General features: G+C 71.9%; 17 protein-coding genes. 9 read left to right on the plus strand and 8 right to left on the minus strand.

Annotated features, from left to right (window positions below):
* Positions 1 to 139 precede the first annotated feature (139 nt).
* Entirely contained in the window at positions 140 to 796 is a 657-nt protein-coding gene (locus SCNRRL3882_RS07300; protein ID WP_010038789.1) for a phosphatidylserine decarboxylase, read from the plus strand.
* A 58-nt stretch (positions 797 to 854) separates the two neighbouring features.
* Positions 855 to 1,637, plus strand: a complete 783-nt coding sequence (gene pssA, locus SCNRRL3882_RS07305) for a CDP-diacylglycerol--serine O-phosphatidyltransferase (protein ID WP_050810223.1) — start codon at positions 855 to 857, stop codon at positions 1,635 to 1,637.
* Positions 1,638 to 1,749: 112 nt separating this feature from the next.
* Here the strand turns inward: pssA and SCNRRL3882_RS07310 are convergent, their stop codons facing one another.
* The gene (locus SCNRRL3882_RS07310; protein ID WP_010038791.1) at positions 1,750 to 2,868 is read right to left on the minus strand and encodes a glycerate kinase; all 1,119 of its coding nucleotides are present in this window, start codon (positions 2,866 to 2,868) and stop codon (positions 1,750 to 1,752) included.
* A 274-nt stretch (positions 2,869 to 3,142) separates the two neighbouring features.
* On the opposite strand from SCNRRL3882_RS07310, the gene SCNRRL3882_RS07315 reads away from it, so the two are divergent.
* From SCNRRL3882_RS07315 to SCNRRL3882_RS07330, 4 genes are all read left to right on the plus strand, one after another.
* Positions 3,143 to 4,216, plus strand: coding sequence for an ADP-ribosylglycohydrolase family protein (locus tag SCNRRL3882_RS07315; protein ID WP_010038794.1), 1,074 nt, complete (start codon positions 3,143 to 3,145; stop codon positions 4,214 to 4,216).
* 278 nt (positions 4,217 to 4,494) lie between these two features.
* Positions 4,495 to 4,947, plus strand: a complete 453-nt coding sequence (locus tag SCNRRL3882_RS07320) for a hypothetical protein (RefSeq protein ID WP_010038796.1) — start codon at positions 4,495 to 4,497, stop codon at positions 4,945 to 4,947.
* Between the two features lie 28 nt (positions 4,948 to 4,975).
* Positions 4,976 to 5,473, plus strand: a complete 498-nt coding sequence (locus SCNRRL3882_RS07325; protein WP_010038798.1) for an NUDIX domain-containing protein — start codon at positions 4,976 to 4,978, stop codon at positions 5,471 to 5,473.
* Between the two features lie 80 nt (positions 5,474 to 5,553).
* The gene (locus SCNRRL3882_RS07330) at positions 5,554 to 6,309 is read left to right on the plus strand and encodes an SIR2 family NAD-dependent protein deacylase (protein ID WP_010038799.1); all 756 of its coding nucleotides are present in this window, start codon (positions 5,554 to 5,556) and stop codon (positions 6,307 to 6,309) included.
* Between the two features lie 33 nt (positions 6,310 to 6,342).
* On the opposite strand, the gene SCNRRL3882_RS07335 is transcribed toward SCNRRL3882_RS07330, so the two are convergent.
* A complete protein-coding gene (locus tag SCNRRL3882_RS07335) occupies positions 6,343 to 6,825 on the minus strand; it encodes a methylated-DNA--[protein]-cysteine S-methyltransferase (protein WP_010038800.1) in 483 nt (160 codons plus the stop codon).
* Positions 6,826 to 6,834: 9 nt separating this feature from the next.
* A complete protein-coding gene (locus SCNRRL3882_RS07340; protein ID WP_010038801.1) occupies positions 6,835 to 8,304 on the minus strand; it encodes an AlkA N-terminal domain-containing protein in 1,470 nt (489 codons plus the stop codon).
* 155 nt (positions 8,305 to 8,459) lie between these two features.
* Between SCNRRL3882_RS07340 and SCNRRL3882_RS07345 the strand changes: the two genes are divergently transcribed.
* Positions 8,460 to 8,822 carry an ArsR/SmtB family transcription factor gene (locus SCNRRL3882_RS07345; protein ID WP_010038804.1) on the plus strand — a complete coding sequence of 121 codons (363 nt, stop codon included), beginning with the start codon at positions 8,460 to 8,462 and terminating at the stop codon, positions 8,820 to 8,822.
* 27 nt (positions 8,823 to 8,849) lie between these two features.
* Here the strand turns inward: SCNRRL3882_RS07345 and SCNRRL3882_RS07350 are convergent, their stop codons facing one another.
* Positions 8,850 to 12,740 (minus strand): glycoside hydrolase family 2 TIM barrel-domain containing protein, encoded by a 3,891-nt coding sequence (locus tag SCNRRL3882_RS07350; RefSeq protein ID WP_010038807.1) that lies wholly within the window; start codon positions 12,738 to 12,740, stop codon positions 8,850 to 8,852.
* Between the two features lie 227 nt (positions 12,741 to 12,967).
* The gene (locus SCNRRL3882_RS07355; protein WP_029181102.1) at positions 12,968 to 13,798 is read right to left on the minus strand and encodes an alpha/beta fold hydrolase; all 831 of its coding nucleotides are present in this window, start codon (positions 13,796 to 13,798) and stop codon (positions 12,968 to 12,970) included.
* A 153-nt stretch (positions 13,799 to 13,951) separates the two neighbouring features.
* Here SCNRRL3882_RS07355 and SCNRRL3882_RS07360 point away from each other — a divergent pair, with 153 nt between their 5' ends.
* Together SCNRRL3882_RS07360 and SCNRRL3882_RS07365 are read left to right on the plus strand one after the other, a co-directional pair.
* A complete protein-coding gene (locus SCNRRL3882_RS07360; protein ID WP_010038810.1) occupies positions 13,952 to 15,997 on the plus strand; it encodes a SpoIIE family protein phosphatase in 2,046 nt (681 codons plus the stop codon).
* Positions 15,998 to 16,231: 234 nt separating this feature from the next.
* Positions 16,232 to 17,896 carry an ATP-binding cassette domain-containing protein gene (locus SCNRRL3882_RS07365; RefSeq protein ID WP_040903061.1) on the plus strand — a complete coding sequence of 555 codons (1,665 nt, stop codon included), beginning with the start codon at positions 16,232 to 16,234 and terminating at the stop codon, positions 17,894 to 17,896.
* A 73-nt stretch (positions 17,897 to 17,969) separates the two neighbouring features.
* Here the strand turns inward: SCNRRL3882_RS07365 and SCNRRL3882_RS07370 are convergent, their stop codons facing one another.
* The 3 genes from SCNRRL3882_RS07370 to SCNRRL3882_RS07380 all read right to left on the minus strand — a co-directional run bounded on the left by SCNRRL3882_RS07370 (position 17,970) and on the right by SCNRRL3882_RS07380 (position 19,285).
* Complete coding sequence (locus SCNRRL3882_RS07370) at positions 17,970 to 18,416, minus strand: DUF7144 family membrane protein (protein ID WP_010038815.1); 447 nt, start codon at positions 18,414 to 18,416, stop codon at positions 17,970 to 17,972.
* 72 nt (positions 18,417 to 18,488) lie between these two features.
* On the minus strand, positions 18,489 to 18,929 hold the full coding sequence (locus SCNRRL3882_RS07375) for an SHOCT domain-containing protein (protein WP_010038817.1): 441 nt from the start codon (positions 18,927 to 18,929) through the stop codon (positions 18,489 to 18,491).
* A 158-nt stretch (positions 18,930 to 19,087) separates the two neighbouring features.
* Entirely contained in the window at positions 19,088 to 19,285 is a 198-nt protein-coding gene (locus SCNRRL3882_RS07380) for a hypothetical protein (protein ID WP_010038819.1), read from the minus strand.
* Between the last annotated feature and the right edge of the window lie 13 nt (positions 19,286 to 19,298).

A 19,298-nucleotide genomic window follows, 5' to 3' on the forward strand; every position in this document is an offset into this window, starting at 1 on the left:
GAAGATCACACCCCGTCAGCACTCTTCGGCCGCCGACTCGGCTGCCTGGCTTACCCAGTTAGGGCCCCGAGCCGCTACGATCGCCGGAAAGCCGCCGTCCCCCGTCAGAGTGCGGCATCATCCGCTACGAAGGTCATCCATGCCCCACAGCCAAACCTCTGCACCTCGCGACAGCCGGGCCGGCGTACGCCTCGCGCGCGGAGCATCGCCGTGGCTCCTTCCGACCGTCGCCACCGCAGCCCTCAGCCTGGCCCGCGCCCGCCGCTCGGGTGCCGCCAAGGCCGTCGCCGTTCCCGCCACCGCGCTCGCCGCGGGGATGCTGTGGTTCTTCCGCGACCCCGAGCGCGAGATCACCCAGGGCCGGGTCATCTCGCCCGCCGACGGTGTGGTGCAGAGCATCATGCCGTGGAAGGACGGCCGCACCCGCGTCGCGATCTTCATGAGCCCGCTCAACGTCCACGTCAACCGCGCGCCGCTGGCCGGCACGGTGACCTCGGTCGAGCACGTGCCCGGTGGCTTCGTTCCCGCCTTCAACAAGGAGAGCGAGAACAACGAGCGTGTCGTCTGGCACTTCGACACCGAGCTCGGCGACATCGAGATGATCCAGATCGCCGGCGCGGTCGCCCGCCGCATCGTCCCCTACGTGCCCCAGGGCACCAAGGTCGAGCAGGGCGAGCGGATCGGCCTGATCCGCTTCGGCTCGCGTGTCGACCTCTACCTGCCCGAGGGTGTGGAGGTCGCGGTCGAGGTGGGACAGAAGACCGTGGCTGGGGTGACTCGCATTGACCGTGATTGATCCTGACACCAAGGCCGGCTGGGTCCCGGAGGCCGACGAGGTCGACGAGGAAGAGGAGATGCCCCTCTCTCTTCGCCTCTCGATAGCGGACACCCTGACGCTGGGCAACGCCACGTGCGGCTTCATGGCGGTGTACTTCACCACCACCGGCATCCTGATCCCGCACCTCACGGGCAGCCAGGAGACCGGCATGGCCCGCCACAGCGCGGCCACGGCGGTCATCCTCATGCTCTGCGCGGCGGTCTTCGACCTCTTCGACGGCCTGGTGGCGCGCAAGCTGCGCTCCTCCCCCATGGGCGCGGAGCTGGACAACCTGTCCGACCTGATCAGCTTCGGTCTGGCGCCGGCGTACTTCGTCCTCGTGTACGGCATGGTCGCGGACGACGCGCATCAGCGGGTGGCGGCGGTCGGGGCGATCGTGGTGCTGCTGGCGGTGGTGCTGCGGCTGGCGAGATTCTCGTGCGTCACGGTCAAGGACGGCACCTTCCAGGGCATGCCGTCGCCGTTCGGCGCGCTGACGGTCGTGTCGATCGTGCTGCTGGAGCTGCCGTTCGTGGCGACGCTGCTGGCGATCCTGGGTACGGCGTGGCTCATGGTGAGCCGGGTCGAGTACCCGAAGCCGCGGGGGCGGCTCGCGGTGGCGATGCTGTCGTGGATCGTGCTGAGCATGGGCCTGCTGGCGGCGTGGGCGTTCGACGCGCCGAGCGGGCAGCTGCTGCTGCAGACGGGATGCGCGCTTCAGCTGGTCATGGGGGCGGTGATCCCCCTGTTCGCGACGGCCCGGCGGGTGAACAACTTCCGCGACAACCGGCGGGAAGCGCGGGCGGCTCAGCTTCCGTAGCGTTGCACCGGCTTGGGCCCCGGACCGGGATGTCGGTTCGGGGCCCTTTGCTGTGCGGTCCGTTGGGGGGTGCTGTTGCTGGGGACGGAGCCCCCAGGGACGCGGCCTCGCCTCAGGTCAGGAAATCCCCGGCGATGCGTTCCGCCACCCGCTCCAGGATCGGGCCCGCCTCCGCGATGCACTTCGCCACGTCCGGCTCCGCGTCCGTCAGGGGGTAGACCCGGCGGAAACCGGCCCGTCCCAGGGTCTCCGGGGGCAGGGCCAGGCGGCCGCAGACCGCGACGACCTCCTTGTCCGCCGCCCGGGCCGCGGCGGCGACGCCCGCCGGGGCCTTGCCGTGGAGGGTCTGTTCGTCGAGGGAGCCCTCACCGGTGATCACCAGGTCGGCGCGCTCCAGGGCCGGGGCGAAGCCCAGGACGTCGAGCATGACCTCGATGCCGGGACGGAAACGGGCGCCGAGCAGCAGGGCGCCGTAGCCGATGCCGCCCGCCGCGCCCGCACCGGGCGAGGCGGCGTACTCGGCGGCCTTCGATCCGGCGGACTCCTCCAGCACCTTCGCGAAGTGCGCGAGGGCGGCGTCCAGGGCCGCCACGTCGTCCGGCGAGGCGCCCTTCTGCGGGCCGTAGACCGCGGGCGCGCCCTTCGGGCCGGTCAGCGGGTTGTCCACGTCGCTCGCGAGGACCAGTTCGATCTCGGTGAGACGCGGGTCGAGGGACGAGAGGTCAGCGGTGGCCAGGTCGGCGAGGCCGCCGCCGCCCGGGGGGACCGGCTCGCCCTGCGCGCCAAGGAAGCGTGCGCCCAGCGCGGACAGCATTCCGGCGCCGCCGTCCGTGGTGGCGCTGCCGCCGACCCCGAAGACGATCGTGCGGGCGCCCGCGTCCAGCGCGGCCCGCAGCAGCTCGCCGGAGCCGTACGTGGACGCCGTGAGCGGGGCGAAGACCCCGGCGGGCAGCCGCTGGAGCCCGCTCGCCTCGGCCATCTCCACGACCGCGGTCCCGTCGCGCAGCGCGAACGCCGCCGTCACCTCGTCGCCGAGCGGACCGGCGACCCGTACCTCCCGGCGCTCGAACCCGGCCGCGACCGCCGCGGCCACGGTTCCGTCGCCGCCGTCGGCCACGGGCAGCGCCTCGACCTCGAGGTCCGGTACGACCCGGCGCAGCCCGGCCGTCACCCGCTCGGCGACCTCCACGGCCGTCAGCGACCCCTTGAACTTGTCCGCGGCGACGAGCACCCGCTGTGCCTTGGTATCGCTCACTGCAGCGTCCGCCACTTGCACTCCCCTTGCTCTCCGGGCCCTCACGCACGTCAAGGCCAGTCGCGCCGCTGCGACCTTAACCGGAGGACGCCCCGGCCGTCAGCTTCTGCCCAACCTCTGGAACGACACGGTCAGGGGCGCGGGGCTGTGTCAGACATGCGGCTGCCGCCGCGCGGGCGCGAACGGCCACCACGCACCCGCATTCCCGAACGGGCCGAACGCCCCACCCCGAAATGGGTAGACCTCAACCATGACCCCCGTCGACACCGAAGCAGCGCTGGCCGGTCGCATCCTCGGCGGCTGGCAGGGCCGCATCGCGGGCAACATGCTCGGCAAACCGGTCGAGCAGGGCGAGGTGTGGACGCGCGACCGCATCGACCGCTATCTGCGGCAGGCCGCCGCGCTGCCCCTGACCGACTACCTCCCCGAGCCGATCAGCGAACACGACGGCTTCGAGCTGCGGCCCGAGTGGCGCCAGTGCGTGCGCGGCCGGATCCACGGCAGTTGCCGTGACGACGACGTCGACTACGCGATCCTCGGTCTGGACCTGCTGGAGACCCACGGCTTCGGCTTCAGCACCGAGCAGGTCGGCGACCTGTGGCTGCTGCGGCTGCCGTACCTCCAGACGTTCACCGCCGAGCGGGCCGCGTACCGCAACCTGGCAGGCGGGCTCAAGCCGCCGCTGACGGCGACGTACGACAATCCGTACCAGGAGTGGATCGGGGCGCTGATCAGGGCCGACATCTACGGCTGGACCTGCCCTGGCGTGCCGCGCCGGGCCGCCTCGCTGGCCCGGCGGGACGCGGTGCTGTCGCACACCGGCAACGGCGTCTACGGCGCGATGTGGGCGGCGGCGCTGATCGCGGCGGCGTTCACGGCACCCACCGTGCGGCACGCCATCGACGAGGCCCTGGCCGTGATCCCGGCGAGCAGCCGCCTGGCCCGCACGGTGCGGCGGGTCGTCTCCCTGCACGACACGCGGATGTCCTGGGAGGACACACTCACCACGCTCACCGACGAGACGGCCGGGATGGGCTGGATCCACACCGTCCCGAACGCCGCCGTCCTCGCCGCCGGCCTGCTCTACGGCGACGGCGACTTCACCCGCACCATCACCCTGACCGTCCGCGGCGGCCTGGACACGGACTCCAACGGCGCGACGGCGGGGTCGGTGGCCGGGGTGTTCGGCGGGGCTGCGGCCATTCCGGAGCAGTGGACGGTCCCGCTGGAGGACACGGTCCGCAGCGCGGTGTTCGGCTTCGACGGGGTACGCATCAGCGAGCTCGCGGAGCGGACGCTGCGGCTGGCGGAGCAGCAGGCCTGACCGGATCGAACCGGCCATTTCCCGGCTGAGCGGGGTGCCCGACCTGTTCTTCCGTTTCCCGCCATGGGCCCTCTGTGAGCTCAGTAACCGCCGCTGCCGCTGACGACAGCCGGGCGTTCCGCTTGAAAGCGCTTCCAGGCGACGATTTCCGGCCACGTGTCCGTGATCCACCTATGTCGATCAAAAGCGACCGTAAAGTGATCTGGCCGTTGGCTAGTTCGATCATTTCCAGTCACCCGGTTCGCGTCCTCGCGCCTGACAGAAAGCGCCTGCTTGTCATGCCTCGTCTCAGAACCGCTCTTCGTGCCACCGCCACCGCGACCGTCCTGACCGCCGCCGTGCTCACCGCGCCCGGGGCCGTCGCCGCCGAGCAGTCCGCGGCCTCGGCCTCCGCCACCGTGTGCGGCAGCGGCTACACCCTGCGCAAGGCGATCCCGCTGCCCCTGGGCGTCGACCCCGACCTGCGCAAGGCGACCCTCTTCGCCTACGAGAACGGCGGCAAGGGCTGCGCCATCCTCGACAACAACGTCGGCCGGGCGCAGTACATGTCCGTGCAGATCTGCAAGGTGGACGGCACGGCCTGCGACCCCGACTCGGGCACCTTCAGCGAGTACGCGGGCCCGGTGTACGTCTCCAGCTTCGCCTGCGCCCCGGTGACGGCCAAGATGGGCTCGTCCTCCGGCAGCCTCTACATCAACTACAAGTCCAGCTACGTCTTCCCCTGCGGCTGAGCCCTCCCCGGGTGGTTACCCTGCCCGAATGACCACCTCTTCTTCTGACTTCGCCGCCTACATCGCGTCCCTGCCCCGCGTCCTGGCCGGCGCCGCCGCGCTGTTCCGGGACGGCGAGGGCCGGGTGCTGCTCGTCGAGCCCAACTACCGGGAGGGCTGGGCGCTGCCCGGCGGCACGATCGAGTCCGACGACGGCGAGACGCCGCGGCAGGGCGCGCGGCGCGAGACGGCGGAGGAGATCGGGCTGGACCGTGAGCTCGGCCGGCTGCTGGCGGTGGACTGGGTGCACGGCCCGGGGCGTCCGCCGCTGGTGGCCTATCTGTACGACGGCGGGGTGCTCGGCGAGGACGAGTTCAAGGCGATCCGCCTCCAGGAGGAGGAACTGCTGTCCTGGCGGCTGGTCCCGCGCGAGGAGCTGACCGAGTATCTGCCGGGCGCCCTCGGCCGCCGTGTCCTGGCCGGACTGGACGTGCTGGCGGACGGCTCGGGCACGGCGGAGCTGGAGAACGGGCACCGGGTGTACTGACCGGTCCGGCCGTTCACCCGTCGGCGTCCCGTTCGATAACCGCTCGCCGTCGCCGTACGGCCCGGCCTACGCTCGGTGACATGGCCAAGCCCCTCGTCGCGCTGCTCACCGGTGCCGGTATCAGCACGGACTCCGGGATCCCGGACTACCGCGGGCCGAACGGGCTCTGGCGGCGGGATCCGGAGGCCGAGAAGCTCGTCACGTACGAGTACTACATGGGCGACCCGGAGATCCGCCGCCGCTCCTGGCAGATGCGGCGCAGGAACCGGACGCTTCAGGCGGAACCCAACGCCGCGCACCGGGCGGTGGCCGAACTGGAGCGGTCCGGGGTACCCGTCCGGGTGATCACGCAGAACGTGGACGGGCTGCACCAGCTCGCCGGGATGCCCGACCGCAAGGTCCTCGAACTGCACGGCACGGCACGCAGCTTCGTCTGTACCGGCTGCCACACCCGCGGCCCGATGGAGGACGCGCTCGCACGGGTCGAGGCCGGTGAGGACGACCCGCCGTGCCTGGCGTGCGGCGGCGTCCTGAAGCCGGCGACGGTGATGTTCGGCGAGCGGCTCGACCCCGTCGTCCTCGGCGAGGCGGTCGCCATCAGCAAGGCCAGCCAGGTGTTCGTCGCCGTCGGCACGAGCCTCCAGGTCCAGCCCGCCGCCGGCCTCGCCGGTGTCGCCGCCGACCACGGCGCCCGCCTGATCATCGTCAACGCCGAGCCGACACCGTACGACGACCGTGCGGACGAGATCGTCCGCGAACCCATCGGCACGGCGCTGCCGGAGCTGCTGCGCGGTCTCACGGCCGACGGGCGGCCCGCAGGTTTTCCAGGCGCGTGAGCGCGCCGCGGCCCGGTCGGGGGTGCGCGAGGGTCAGAAGAGTGCCGCTCCCCGCTCGAAGTCCAGCAGGCGCTGTTTGCGTTCCAGGCCGCCGCCGTAGCCGGTGAGGCCGCCGTTCGCGCCGATGACGCGGTGGCAGGGGACGATGATGCCGATCGGGTTGCGGCCGTTGGCTAGGCCGACCGCGCGGGATGCCGTGGGGGTGCCGAGGGCGTCGGCGAGCCGGCCGTAGGTGCGCGTCTCACCGTACGGGATGCGGCGCAGCTGGTCCCAGACGCTGCGCTGGAACGGGGTGCCGGTCAGACGGAGTTCGACGGTGAACTGCTTGAGCTCTCCCGCGAAGTAGGCCTTCAGTTGTTCCTCCGTCTCCGCGAACAGGGTGTCGTCGCGGGTGCCGAAGGTCTCCTCCGGCGGGCGGTGGCGCTGGCCGGTCATGTAGAGGCCGCACAGGACACCGTCGTCGGCGACGAGGGTGAGGGGCCCGTAGGGGCTGTCGGTCACGGTGTGCTGCTTCATGGAACGTCCCTAGACAGGAAGGAAGTTGATCGGGTGGCTGTCGGTCGCCCAGAGGTACTGGACGGCGTAGGCCCGCCAGGGGCGCCAGGCCGCCGCGCGGGCGGTGAGCTTGGCGGGCGTGGAGGGCAGGCCGAGTTCCTGGGCGGCGCGGCGGATGCCGAGGTCGGTGGGGAGGAAGGCGTCGGGGTCGCCGAGGGCGCGCATGGCGATGACGTCGGCCGTCCAGGGGCCGAAGCCGGGCAGGTCGAGGAGCTGGGCGCGGGCCTGCGGCCAGTCGCTCTCCGCCCCCAGGTGGAGGTCGCCGTCGGCGAGCCGACGGACAAGGGTCGTGAACGTCGTGCGGCGGGTGCGGGGCATCGCCAGGGTCTCCGGGTCCAGCGCCGCGAGGGCCTCGGGGGCGGGGAAGAGGTGGGTGAGACCGCCCTCGGGGTCGTCGACCGGTTCGCCGTGGGCGGTGACCAGGCGGGCCGCGTGGGTGCGGGCGGCGGCGGTGGAGACCTGCTGGCCGAGCACGGCCCGGACGGCGAACTCCGCCTCGTCCACCGTGCGCGGGACGCGTCGGCCGGGCGCCTTGTCGACCAGCGGCGCCAGGACCGGGTCCGTGCGCAGCTGCTCGTCGATCGCCACCGGGTCCGCGTCCAGGTCGAGCAGACGGCGGCACCGGCTGATGGCGACGGTCAGATCGCGCAGGTCGCTGAGGGTGAGGCGGCAGGCGATGTGGTCGGGGTTCGGGGTGAGGGCCACGATGCCGTGGCCGTACGGCAGCCGCAGCGTGCGCCGGTAGGAACCGTCGCGCCACTCCTCCACGCCGGGTACGGCCGTGGCGGCGAGGTGGCCGAAGAGGTTGTCGGGGTTGAGCGGGGTCCGGAATGGCAGCCGCAGGGACAGGGCTCCGGGTGTGCCGGCGCCCTGCCGTCTCGGGGCGCGGGCGCGCAGCTCGCTCGGGGAGAGGGCGAAGACCTCGCGGACGGTGTCGTTGAAGGTGCGGATCGAGGCGAAGCCGGCGGCGAAGGCGATCCGGGCCATGGGCAGGGTCGTCGTCTCGATGAGCAGCCGGGCCGTCTGGGAGCGCTGGGCGCGGGCCAGCGCGAGGGGGCCGGCGCCCAGTTCCGCGAGGAGCTGGCGCTCGACCTGCCGGGTGCTGTAGCCGAGGCGGGCGGCGAGGCCGGGCACGCCCTCGCGGTCCACGACGCCGTCGGCGATCAGCCGCATGGCGCGGGCCACGAGGTCGGCGCGCTGGTTCCATTCCGGGGAGCCGGGGCTGGTGTCGGGCCGGCAGCGCTTGCAGGCCCGGAACCCGGCCTGCTGGCAGGCCGCCGCGCTCGGGTGGAAGACCATGTTCTCGGGCTTGGGCGGCACGACCGGGCAACTGGGACGGCAGTAGATGCCGGTCGTCAGGACGGCCGTGAAGAACCATCCGTCGAACCGTGCGTCCTTGGACTGGACGGCGCGCAGGCAGCGCTCGGTGTCGGTGTGCATCCCCATCTGCATGCGTCCAGCATCGGGCACCGGGCGGGACGGGGCTGGCGAGAATCCGACATCGACGTGCCCGGGCGGCGCCCGGCGGAGACAGCTGCGGCCGGGATAGATGAAGATTCATTCATGTGTTCGTGTGCGACCGGTACGATGACGTCATGGGTCATGGAGCCGTCATCCCCGCGCAGGACGCCACCGAGCGCGTACGCCTGGACGCGGACAACGTCGCGAAGGTCGCCACCACGCTCCAGGCCCTGTCCACACCCTCCCGGCTGCTGATCCTGGCGCGGCTGCGGGAAGGCCCGCTGCCGGCCACCGAGTTGGCCGCCGAGGTGGGCATGGAGCAGTCGGCCTGCTCGCACCAGCTGCGGCTGCTGCGCAATCTGGGCCTGGTCGTCGGCGAGCGGCGGGGCCGTTCGGTCGTCTACGCACTGCACGACCACCACGTCGCCGAGCTGCTCGACCAGGCCGTCTACCACGTGGAGCATCTGCGCCTGGGCATCAGCGACGCCGCCGAGTGAGACGGCGCCGCTGTCCCACGGGCGGCCCTACGCGGTGGCCGTCGGCCGTCGCGAGGCCGCCATCGCCTCGCTCACGCGCGTCAGCGGACGCAGCCGATAGGTGTACGCGTAGTCGCGGTTGGCGAAGAGCTTGAACTCGTCGTGGGTGTGGGCGCCCCAGCTGTTGTCGCCGCCCACGCCCATCTGACGGTGGTTGACCCGCAGGACCACCGCGTCCCTGGGGTCGAGCTGGTAGTCGTGGCGGGCGCCGACCGACAGGTCCTCGGGGGTGAAGCGCGAGGCGTTGACCTCCAGCAGCGGCTCACCGGAGACGAGCAGTCCGCGTCCGCCGGCGTCCGTCAGCGCGGCCCAGCGGACATCGGTCTTGTTGCCGTTCTCCTGGGGACGCAGGTAGGAGGTCCACTGTCCGGAGACGGTGCCGGAGTACAGGCCGACGTCGGTGGCGTTGTTGCGGTCCCACATGTTCTCCTCCGGGCCCCGGCCGTAGTAGTGCAGCCGGTCCAGGCGGCGGGGCAGGAACAGCAGGGTGCCGACCTCGGGGATGTACGGCAGGTTCGCCGCTCCCGGGTGCAGGGTGTTGTCGACCTTGATCTCGCCGTTGCCGAAGACCGTGTACGTCGTGCTGTACGTGGACTCCGCGCTGGTGGGCAGCGTGCCGGTGACCGTGACCTCGACGGCCCGGTCGTCCAGCGGCCGGACCCGTACGTCCGCCACCTTCCGCTTGGCTCCCGCGTCGCGCCACGTCTGGTTGCGGGTGTGGTGGCCGTTGCCCCGGTCGTTGTCGGTGGGCGCCCGCCAGAAGTTCGGGACGGGGCCGGAGGTGATGAGCCGGGTGCCGCCCGCTTCGTACGAGGTGATGGTGCCGGTGCTCTTGTCGACGGTGACCGAGAAGCCCTTGCCCTTGACAGTGACGTCCTCGTCCCGGTCGGTGTACCGCAGGGCGGGGACGCTGCGCAGCGGCAGGGGCGTCACGGCCGGGCTGTCCGTGTCGAGGGCGAGCTGCTGCTTGGCCACCTCGAAGCCCGCCGTCGCCCACTTGGTGGGCTCCTGGGTGGTGAACGAGAGCTGGAGGAAGTACTCCGTGCCCGGTTCGGGCTTCGCCGGCAGGCGCACCGGCACCTTGATGTCCTTGCTGGTCAGCGGCGCGACGTTCAGCTGGTCGCGGGTCAGCCTGCCGCGCTGGACGACCTTGCCGTCGGCGACGAGGGACCAACGTCCGTCGAACTCGCGGAGGTTGGTGAAGAGGTACTCGTTGGTGAGGGTGACGGCGCCGGGGCCGCCGGTGGCCGGGGCGGCGTTGATCGCCTGGTAGATCTGCTTGACCTCGGCGGACTTGCCGGTGAGGCCGCGGTCGGGCAGGACGATGCCGTCCCCGGCGAAGGCGCCGTCGTTGGGGTTGTCGCCCCAGTCGCCGCCGTAGGCGTAGAACGTCTTGTCGCGCGGGCGCTGCTCGGCGAAGCCGACGGTGGCGGCGTCGAACCAGAAGCGCACGCCCTCGTCGTCCGGGCCGCGGCTGTCGGAGGCAAGTTCGGTGGCGCTGAGCGCGCGGGCGTACACGCGGGCCCGCCGGATGGTTCCGCTGAACTCCCGGGTCGGGTTGTCGACGTCCGTGGCGAGCGCCAGGGACGCCGTGTTGCCGCTGGGGCGCCGGGTGGTGGTGCGGGTGCCGCGCACCTGGCCGTCGACGTACAGGGTGAGCGTCCCCGCGTCGGCGTCGAAGACGCCGGCGATGTGGTGCTCCTTGCCCGTCCAGCCGTCGGGCAGCGCCCAGCTCGCGGTGACCCACTGGCCGCCGCCGTGAATGAAGAACTCAAGGTTCTTGTCGGTCTGCTTGAGCGCGTACTGGGTGTCGCCCTTGGCGAGGATGGGCTGGTGGCCGTAGGGCACGTCCGGGGTGACCCAGGCCTCCAGCGTGAGGGAGCCGGTGAGGTCCAGGCGTGAGTCGCGGGGGAAGACGGTGCCGCCACAGACGCCCTTGGTGCGGTCGAAGGTGCCGGAGGGCGCCATGATCTCGCCGCGCAGCGCGCCCGGCCCGGACTCGGTCAGCAGCTTGCGGGTGGGGGTCGGCCAGCTCAGGGCCTGGTCGACGAAGTCCCAGATCCAGCCGCCCTGGAGGACGTCGTAGCGGCGGACGATGTCCCAGTACTTCTTGAAGTTGCCGTTGGAGTTCCCCATCCCGTGGGAGTACTCGATCATCACGTACGGGCGGGTGTCGTTGGTGTCCTTGGCGCGCTGCTCGACCCGCTGCGGGCTGTCGTACATCTCGGAGCGGATGTCGCTGATCCCGGGGCGGTCGTCGCCCTCGTACTGGATGACGCGGGTGGGGTCGTAGGAGCGGATCCAGTCGTGCATGGCGTTGAAGGTGGTGCCTCCGCCGGCCTCGTTGCCGAGGGACCAGATGACCACCGAGGCGTGGTTCTTGTCGCGGTGGACCATGTTCTGGGCGCGGACCACGCACGCCTCGGTCCACTCGGGGTGACCGCTGCCGGGGTACCTGTCGCGGATGCCGTGGGTTTCGAGGTTGGTCTCGCCCACGAGGTACAGCCCGTACTCGTCGGCGAGTTCCAGCCACAGCGGGTTGTTGGGGTAGTGCGAGGTGCGGACGCTGTTGATGTTGAGCCGCTTGATGATCTCGATGTCCTCGATCATCTGCGCGCGGGTGAGCGCCGAGCCGGTGACGGGGTGCATCTCGTGCCGGTTGGTCCCGCGGAAGGACACCGGCTTGCCGTTGATGCGCATCAGGCCGTCCTTGAGCGCGAACTCGCGGAAGCCGACCCGGTGCGAGAGGGTCTCGACCACCTTGCCGGCCGGGTCGCGCAGGCGCAGCACGGCGGTGTAGAGGTTCGGGTGCTCGGCGGACCAGAGCTTCGGTGAGGGGACGGGTCTGGACGCCTCGGCGGTGGCCTCGTCGCCGTCGGGGACGTCGACCGGCTGGTTCAGGGGCCGCGGCCAGACGGCGTGGCCGCGCGCGTCGTACAGCTGGGTCTCGACCGTGTAGCGGCCCGCGCCCTCGCCGCCGTAGTCACGGACGTGCGCGGTGACCTTGAGTTCGGCGGAGGTGTAGTCGTCGCCGAGCGGGGTGTCCAGCTTGAAGTCCCGCAGGTGCACCGAGGGCGTGGAGTACAGGTGGACCGAGCGGAAGATGCCGCTCAGGCGGATCATGTCCTGGTCCTCCAGCCACTCCGCGTCGGAGTAGCGGTACACCTCGACGGCGATCTGGTTGGTGCCCGGCTTGAGGTGGCGGGTGATGTCGTACTCGGCCGAGGTGTAGGAGTCCTCGTGGTAGCCGACCAGTTCGCCGTTGATCCACACGTAGTGGGCGGACTTGACGCCCTCGAAGTGCAGGAAGGTGCGCCGGCCCGACCAGTTCCGAGGGACGGTGAACGTCCGGCGGTACTGGCCGACGGGGTTGTAGCGGGTCGGGGCGGCCGGCGGCTGGGCCTCCTCGCCGCCGCCGTTGGGGCCCCACCAGGGGTAGGTGATGTTGACGTAGATCGGGAAGTCGTAGCCGTGCATCTGCCAGGCCGAGGGCACGGGGATGGTGTCCCAGCCGGAGTCGTCGACGTCGGTGCGGTAGAAGTCGGCGTCCCGGTCGTCGGGGCGGTCGGCGTAGGCGAACTTCCACTTGCCGTCGAGGCTCAGCCGGTACGGCGAGCGGGTGCGGTCGCCGTCGAGTGCCTGCCCGAGGTCCGCGTACGGCATGAGCGTGGTGTGCGGCGGCTCGGTGCCCACGCGGTACACGGCCAGGCCGTCGTTCCACTCCGGAGGGGCGTCCGCCGCCGGGCGCCGGCCCGCCGCGTGCGCGGCGGCGGGCGACGCGGACAGGGCGAGCGCGCCGAGCACGGCGGCGCCGCCTTCGAGCAGACGGCGGCGGCTGACGACGGGCCGGTCGGCGGGGGACGAGAGCGGGTGCGGCATGACCGTGGCCTTCCTCGGTTCGACAGGGTGCTGCACGGACTGAGGGCACGTCAGATGCGTCGCCAACTCCCCTGATGGGCGTTCCTGTTGGGACTCGTGCAACTGACGGTGACGGAGCAACTGCTGAGCAGGCACACCCTAGGACTCGAACACAACCGAAGCAATGACCCCGTCGGACTTTGTGCGGTCCTGGTGGTTCTCCGAGGTCCCCCGGCGCTTTGACGCCCTCAGGCCCGGAGGAAGGTCAGCACCTCGCTCGTCAGCCGGGCGGGCGCGTCCAGCGGGACGAGATGGCCGGCCTCCGGGACGGGCACCAGCCGCGCGCCCGGGATCAGGGCGGCCAGCTCCTGTCCCTTGGCGAAGGGGATCCAGGTGTCCTCGGTGCCCCAGCAGACCGTCACCGGCAGATCGAGGGTGGGATACAGCGGCTGGATGTCGTCCGTGTAGCGCTGGTCGGCCTGCGCGATCTGGCGGTAGAAGGCGGCCTGTCCCCGCTCCCCCGTCCACGGCCCGACCAGGGCGTCCAGCGTGGCGGGCCGCAGGCCGAGGTGGCTCGCGGACGTGACGTACTCGCGTACCAGCGCCTCGTGCAGCGCCGCCGGCAACTGCTCGAAGACGTGGCTGTGCTGCCCGACCAGGCGGAAGAAGGGCGAGCCCCAGGGTTCCAGGGCCACCGGGTCGACCAGCGCGAGCCGCCGGTAGCGGGCCCCGTGCAGCAGATGGGCGCGCAGTGCCACGCACCCTCCGAAGTCGTGCGCGACGACGGACGGCTCCCGAAGCCCCCAGTGCGCGAGCAGCTCGGTGAGGATCCGGCCCTGGGCCCCCAGCGAGACGTCCTGGTCCGGGTGCATGTCGGAGGTGCCGTAGCCCGCCATGTCCCACACGTGCACGTGGTGTCCGGCACCGGCCAGTGCCGGAGCGATCTCGTGCCACACGTACGAGGAGAAGGGCGTCCCGTGCAGCAGCACGACCGGCTCGCCGCCGGGATCTCCGAACCGGTCCCAGCGGACGGTCCCCGACGTGGTGGCCAGGCTCTCTCGCAACGTCCAGTCACTCAAGACGGCTCCCTCTCTTCCTAAGCGTGCGCGACCTCGGTTTTTTGTCTTTTCGGCGCGACAGTGCCGCTCCTTCGACCGTACTGTGACCTCATCGGACAGCCCGCATGACGGATCTTGGCGGTACCTTTTGCCGCGCCGGAAGGAGCGGCTCGCATGAACGGGTATGCGACCTCGGACCGGGACCCCGGCACGGCCGCGCCCGGCGGGCTGCTGGACCTGCTGAAGGTCGCGGCCGTGGTCCTGGACGGCGGCGGGCACATCGCCCTGTGGAGCCCCGAGATCGAGCAACTGCTCGGCTACACGGCCGACGAGGCCCTGCGGCAGCGCGCCGACACGCTCCTGATCGCGCCCGAGAACCGCGCCCGGGGCAGGGAGCTGTTCGCCCAGGTCAGAGCTGGGGACCGCTGGGCCGGCGTCTTCCCGCTGCGCCACCGCGACGGCACGGAACGCGCCGTGGAATTCCGCACGATGCGGCTCCTCGACAGCGAGGGCAGGCCCCACCTGCTGGGACTCGCCACGGACGCGACGACCGTAAGGAAGGTGGAGCGGGACCTCGCCCTCTCGCACAGCCTCGTCAACCAGACCCCGCTCGGCATCGCCGTCTTCGACAACGACCTGCGCTGGGTAGGTGTCAACCCCGCGCTGGAGCGGATCAACGGGGTGCCCGAGGAGGCCTTGCTGGGCCGGCGGCTCGGCGAGGTGCTGCCGGGCCTGGACGTCGAGGCCATCGAGGCCCGGATGCGGCACGTCCTCAAGACCGGCAGGCCCCTGCTCGACCAGCAGACCATCGGCCGTACGGCGGCGGACGAACAGGACCGCGCCTACTCCGAGTCGTACCACCGCATCGAGGACACCGACGGCCGGGTCCTCGGGCTCGCGATGGCCGTGCTGGACGTGACCGAACGGCAGCAGGCCGCGGCCGAGGTCGCGCAGGCACGCCAGCACCTGTCGGTGATCGCCGAAGCCGGGGTTCGGATCGGCACCACGCTGGACCTTCAGCAGACCGCCCGGGAGCTGGCCGACGTGGTCGTGTCGCACCTCGCGGACCTGGCCGCCGTGGACGTCCTGGAGTCCGTCGTGGCCCGCGGCACCATCGTGCCGGTGTCGGGCGGCGCGCCCGCGGAGTTCCGGGCGCTGGCCGTCGCGGCGGGCTACCCGACCGACGCCATCCACGCCGCCGACCCGGTCGGCGAGCTGGCCACCTACGCCTCGTCACGGATCATCACGCAGTGCGTCCGCAAGGCCCGCCCGGTCCTGGTCGAGCGCGTGGACCCGAAGATGATGCGGCGCATCGCCCGGGACGCGCGGGCCGCCCGGACCCTGCACGAGGCCGGCGCGCACTCCTACCTGGCGGTGCCGCTGGTGGCCCGGGGCAAGGTGCTCGGCACCCTCACCCTGTACCGCACGGTCGACGAACGCCCCTTCGACGACCGGGACCAGGTGCTCGCCTCGGAACTCGCCGCGCGCGCCGCGATCTGCATCGACAACGCCCGCCTCTACGGCCGGGAGCGGGGCACCGCCCTGACACTCCAGCGCAGTCTGCTCCCGGCCACGCCCGCCGAGCAGGAGGGGCTCGACATCGCCGCCCGCTACCGCCCGGCGCTCAGCGAGGTCGGCGGCGACTGGTACGACGTGCTGCCGCTGGGCCCGGGACGCACCGGGCTCGTGGTGGGCGACGTCATGGGCAAGGGCGTCCAGGCCGCGGCGATCATGGGGCAGCTGAGCACGGCGACGCGGGCCCTGGCCCGGCTGGACCTGCCGCCCGCCGAACTGCTGCGGCACCTCGACGACATCGCCGGCTCGCTCGGCGACGCCATCGCCACGTGCGTGTACGCGGTGTGCGACCTGCGGGCCGGCATCTGCTCGCTGTCCAGCGCCGGTCATCTGCCGCCCGTGCTCGCCGGTGCGGACGGCGGCGCGAAACTCGTCGACGTGCCCGGCGGCGTGCCGCTGGGGGTGGGCGGCGTGGACTTCGGCACCGTGAACCTGGAGTTCGCGCCGGGCTCCCTGCTCGCCCTCTACACCGACGGGCTGGTCGAGAACCGCGCGGAGCCGATCGACACCGGCCTCACCACGCTGACCCGCCTCCTGGAGGACGCGGGGCCCAGCCTGCAACGGACCAGCGACAGCCTCCTCGGCGCGCTGAGCCCGCAGCCCGACGACGACGTCGCGCTCTTGCTGGTCCGCGCCCGCTCCTGAGCGCACGCGGCGTCAACTGTTAGCATGTGTGTATGAGTTACGTTCTCTACCTCTGATCCGGGCCACTGGCTCCGCCCCTCGCATGCCCTGACGCACACAGGCCGAGGCGCAGGGAGCCGCGACGTCGCCCACGGCCCGCCCTGTTCCGGGCCGGCCGTCCGTCGGATCCGAAGGCCCGCTCGCATCCCCGCCCGAACCGGGGGTGAGGTGTGCCTCCTCAACGAGGAAGAGAACGTGACCACCCTTACCCTGCCTGCCCGCGACCGGGCCCAGCTGACCTGCGCCGGCGTCCGCGTCGACCGCGGTGGCCGCACCGTGCTGCACGACGTCGAGATGAAGGTCTCCCCCGGTGCGCGCTGGGGCGTCGTCGGCGAGAACGGACGCGGCAAGTCGACCCTTTTGCACGTCCTGGCCGGCCTGCTGCCCCCGGACGAGGGGACCGTGCACCGCGTGGGCACGCTCGCCCTGGCCGAGCAGGAGATGCCGGCCGGGGACGAGCGCACGGTCGGCGACTTCATCGACGAGTTCCTGGCCGGCGCCCGGGCCGCCCTGCGGGATCTGGACGCCGCGGCAAAAGCCCTCGCGGCGCAACGGCCCGGTGCCGAACAGGCCTATGCCGACGCCCTGGAGGCGGCGCAGGCGCTGGACGCCTGGGACGCCGACCGCCGGGTGGACGTGGCCCTGGACGGGCTGGGCGCGGTCAGCGACCGTGCCCGTCCCCTGGCCACGCTGTCGGTCGGCCAGCGCTACCGGATCCGGCTGGCCTGCCTGCTGGGCGCCGAGTACGACTTCCTGCTCCTGGACGAGCCGACCAACCACCTGGACCTGGCCGGGCTGGAGTACCTCACCGCCAGGCTGCGCGCCCACGCCGGCGGTGTCGTGGTGGTCAGCCACGACCGGGCGCTGCTCGCGGACGTGGCCACCGCGATCCTCGACCTCGACCCCACGCGCGACGGCCTACCGGGCGTGTACGGCGGTGGTTACGCCGGCTACCGGGAGGGCCGCGAGGCCGAACTGACGCGCTGGGAGGAGGAGTACCAGCAGCAGCAGACCGAGCACGTCCGTCTCCAGCATGCCCTGTCGGAGGCGCAGAACCGGCTGAGCACCGGCTGGCGCCCGGACAAGGGCACCGGCAAGCACCAGCGCGCCACCCGCGCCGGTGCCCTGGTGCGCTCCGTCCACCGGCGCCAGGAGGACCTGCACCGGCACAAGGTCACCGCGCCGGTGCCGCCCCGGCGCTTCTCGATGCCCGGCCTGCCCGCCCGGCCGGGCGTCGTCCTGCTGCGTACGGAGGAGGTGACGGTCGAAGGGCGGCTGCCCCAGGCGACGAACCTGTCGGTGACGTCCGGCGACAGGCTGGCCGTCACCGGCCCGAACGGGGCGGGCAAGTCCACCCTCCTGTCCGTCCTGGCCGGTCGGCTCGCCCCGGACACGGGCCGGGTGCACCGGGCCCGCGGGGTGCGGCTGCGCCTGCTCGGGCAGGAGTCGCCGCGGGCGACGCACCGGCGGGCGCGTGACCTCTACGAGACGCACACCGCGCGCCTGGTCGCGGCCGGCGTACTGCAGGAAGGCGAGGTGGTGGGGCTCGGCTCGCTGGGTCTGCTCACCTCGCGCGACGCCGGCAAGCCGGTCGCCGAGCTGTCGACGGGTCAGCAGCGGCGCCTCGACCTGGCCTTGGCACTGGCCGCCCGCCCCCACGTACTGCTGCTGGACGAGCCCACGAACCACCTGTCCATCGCGCTGGTCGACGAGCTCACCGAGGCGCTGCACAGCACGGACGCGGCCGTGGTCCTGGCGACACACGACCGCCAGATGCGACGCGACATCGCCGACTGGCCGCACCTCGCGCCGGCGCGGCACCGCCCGGCGGACCGGGGGGCGGGTGCGCGGGGACGCTGACGGGGCGCCGCGCAGGACGCGACTGGTGTCTCCGGGCGGGTTGGGAAACCCGCCCGGAGCGCAGCCGCGCGCCTCATGGATTGCTCGGCGGCTGTTCGAACGGCACCCAGGCGTCGTCCTTCCGCACGGTGCACAGGGCCCAGATGATGAACCCGGAAATCGCGATCATCACCACCGACCACACCGGGTAGTACGGCAGGGAGAGGAAGTTGGCGATGATGACGAGTGCGGCGATGCCCACGCCGGCCACGCGCGCCCATGTCGCCCCCTGGAACAGCCCCATGCTGACGATCACGGCGGCCACGCCCAGGACCAGGTGGATCCAGCCCCAGCTGGTGAGGTCGAATTCGAAGACGTAGTTGCGGGTCGTGAGGAAGACGTCGTCCTCCGCGATCGCCGCGATGCCGCGCAGGACGTCCAGGATCCCGGCGATCATGAGCATCACGGCCCCGAAGACCATCAGGCCGACGGCCCATTCGCGCTTCGCCGTGCGTGCGCCCGTAGGGTGTGTGGTGGTCATCCTGCTGCCTCGTTTCTGCTGCGTCCGGCGCGTTCCACGGCCGGAGGTGGAGATGTCGGAGGGGTGGGGGTTCTAGGGTCCGGACGTGCCGGAGCCGCTGAGCACCAACTCCTTCGCCCTGCGGAACTCCTCATCCGAGATGTCGCCGCGAGCGCGGATCTCGGACAGCCTGGCGAGCTCGTCGACGCTGCTCCCCCGGTTCTCGCCGCTCTTGGCGGTCTCTCGGACGTAGCTGTCGAACGCCTCCTGCTGCGCCCGGGCCTGGGCCGCTTCCCTGCGCCCCATGTTCTTGCCGCGGGCGGTGACGTAGACGAACACGCCGAGGAAGGGCAGGACGATGCAGAACACCAGCCAGCCGGTCTTGGCCCCGCCGCTCAGGGAGTCGTCGCGGAAGATGTCGAAGACGACCCGGAAGAGCAGCACGAACCACATGATCCAGAGGAAGAACCACAGCATCGCCCAGAAGGCGCTCAACAGCGGAAAGTCGTACGCCAGGTAGGTCTGCGCACTCATGTCACTCCTCCGTCCCGGCCGCACGTCCGGCAGCCGTCCCGTGCCGTACCCAGCGTGCCCGCGGAGAGGACGGGGCTGCCTCACCCGCGGCGGGTGATCCGTACGCGGCCGCTGCTCGGCCGGGACGACGATCCCCACGGCAACCCTCTGACCCCGGCTCACTCCGGCAGCTGACGCATCTCCACGACCCTGAGTCCCAGCGCCTGGAAGCGGGTCAGCAGCCCGTACAGGTGGGCCTCGTCGACCACGGGGCCGTACAGGACCGTCTGACCGGACATCAGCACGTGCTCCAGCTCCGGGAAGACCTTGGCCAGCGTCTCCGACATGTGTCCGTCGACACGGATCTCGTAGCGCATGAACTGCTCTCCC

Source organism: Streptomyces chartreusis NRRL 3882 (assembly GCF_900236475.1).
In the GTDB taxonomy this organism is placed as follows: domain Bacteria; phylum Actinomycetota; class Actinomycetes; order Streptomycetales; family Streptomycetaceae; genus Streptomyces; species Streptomyces chartreusis_D.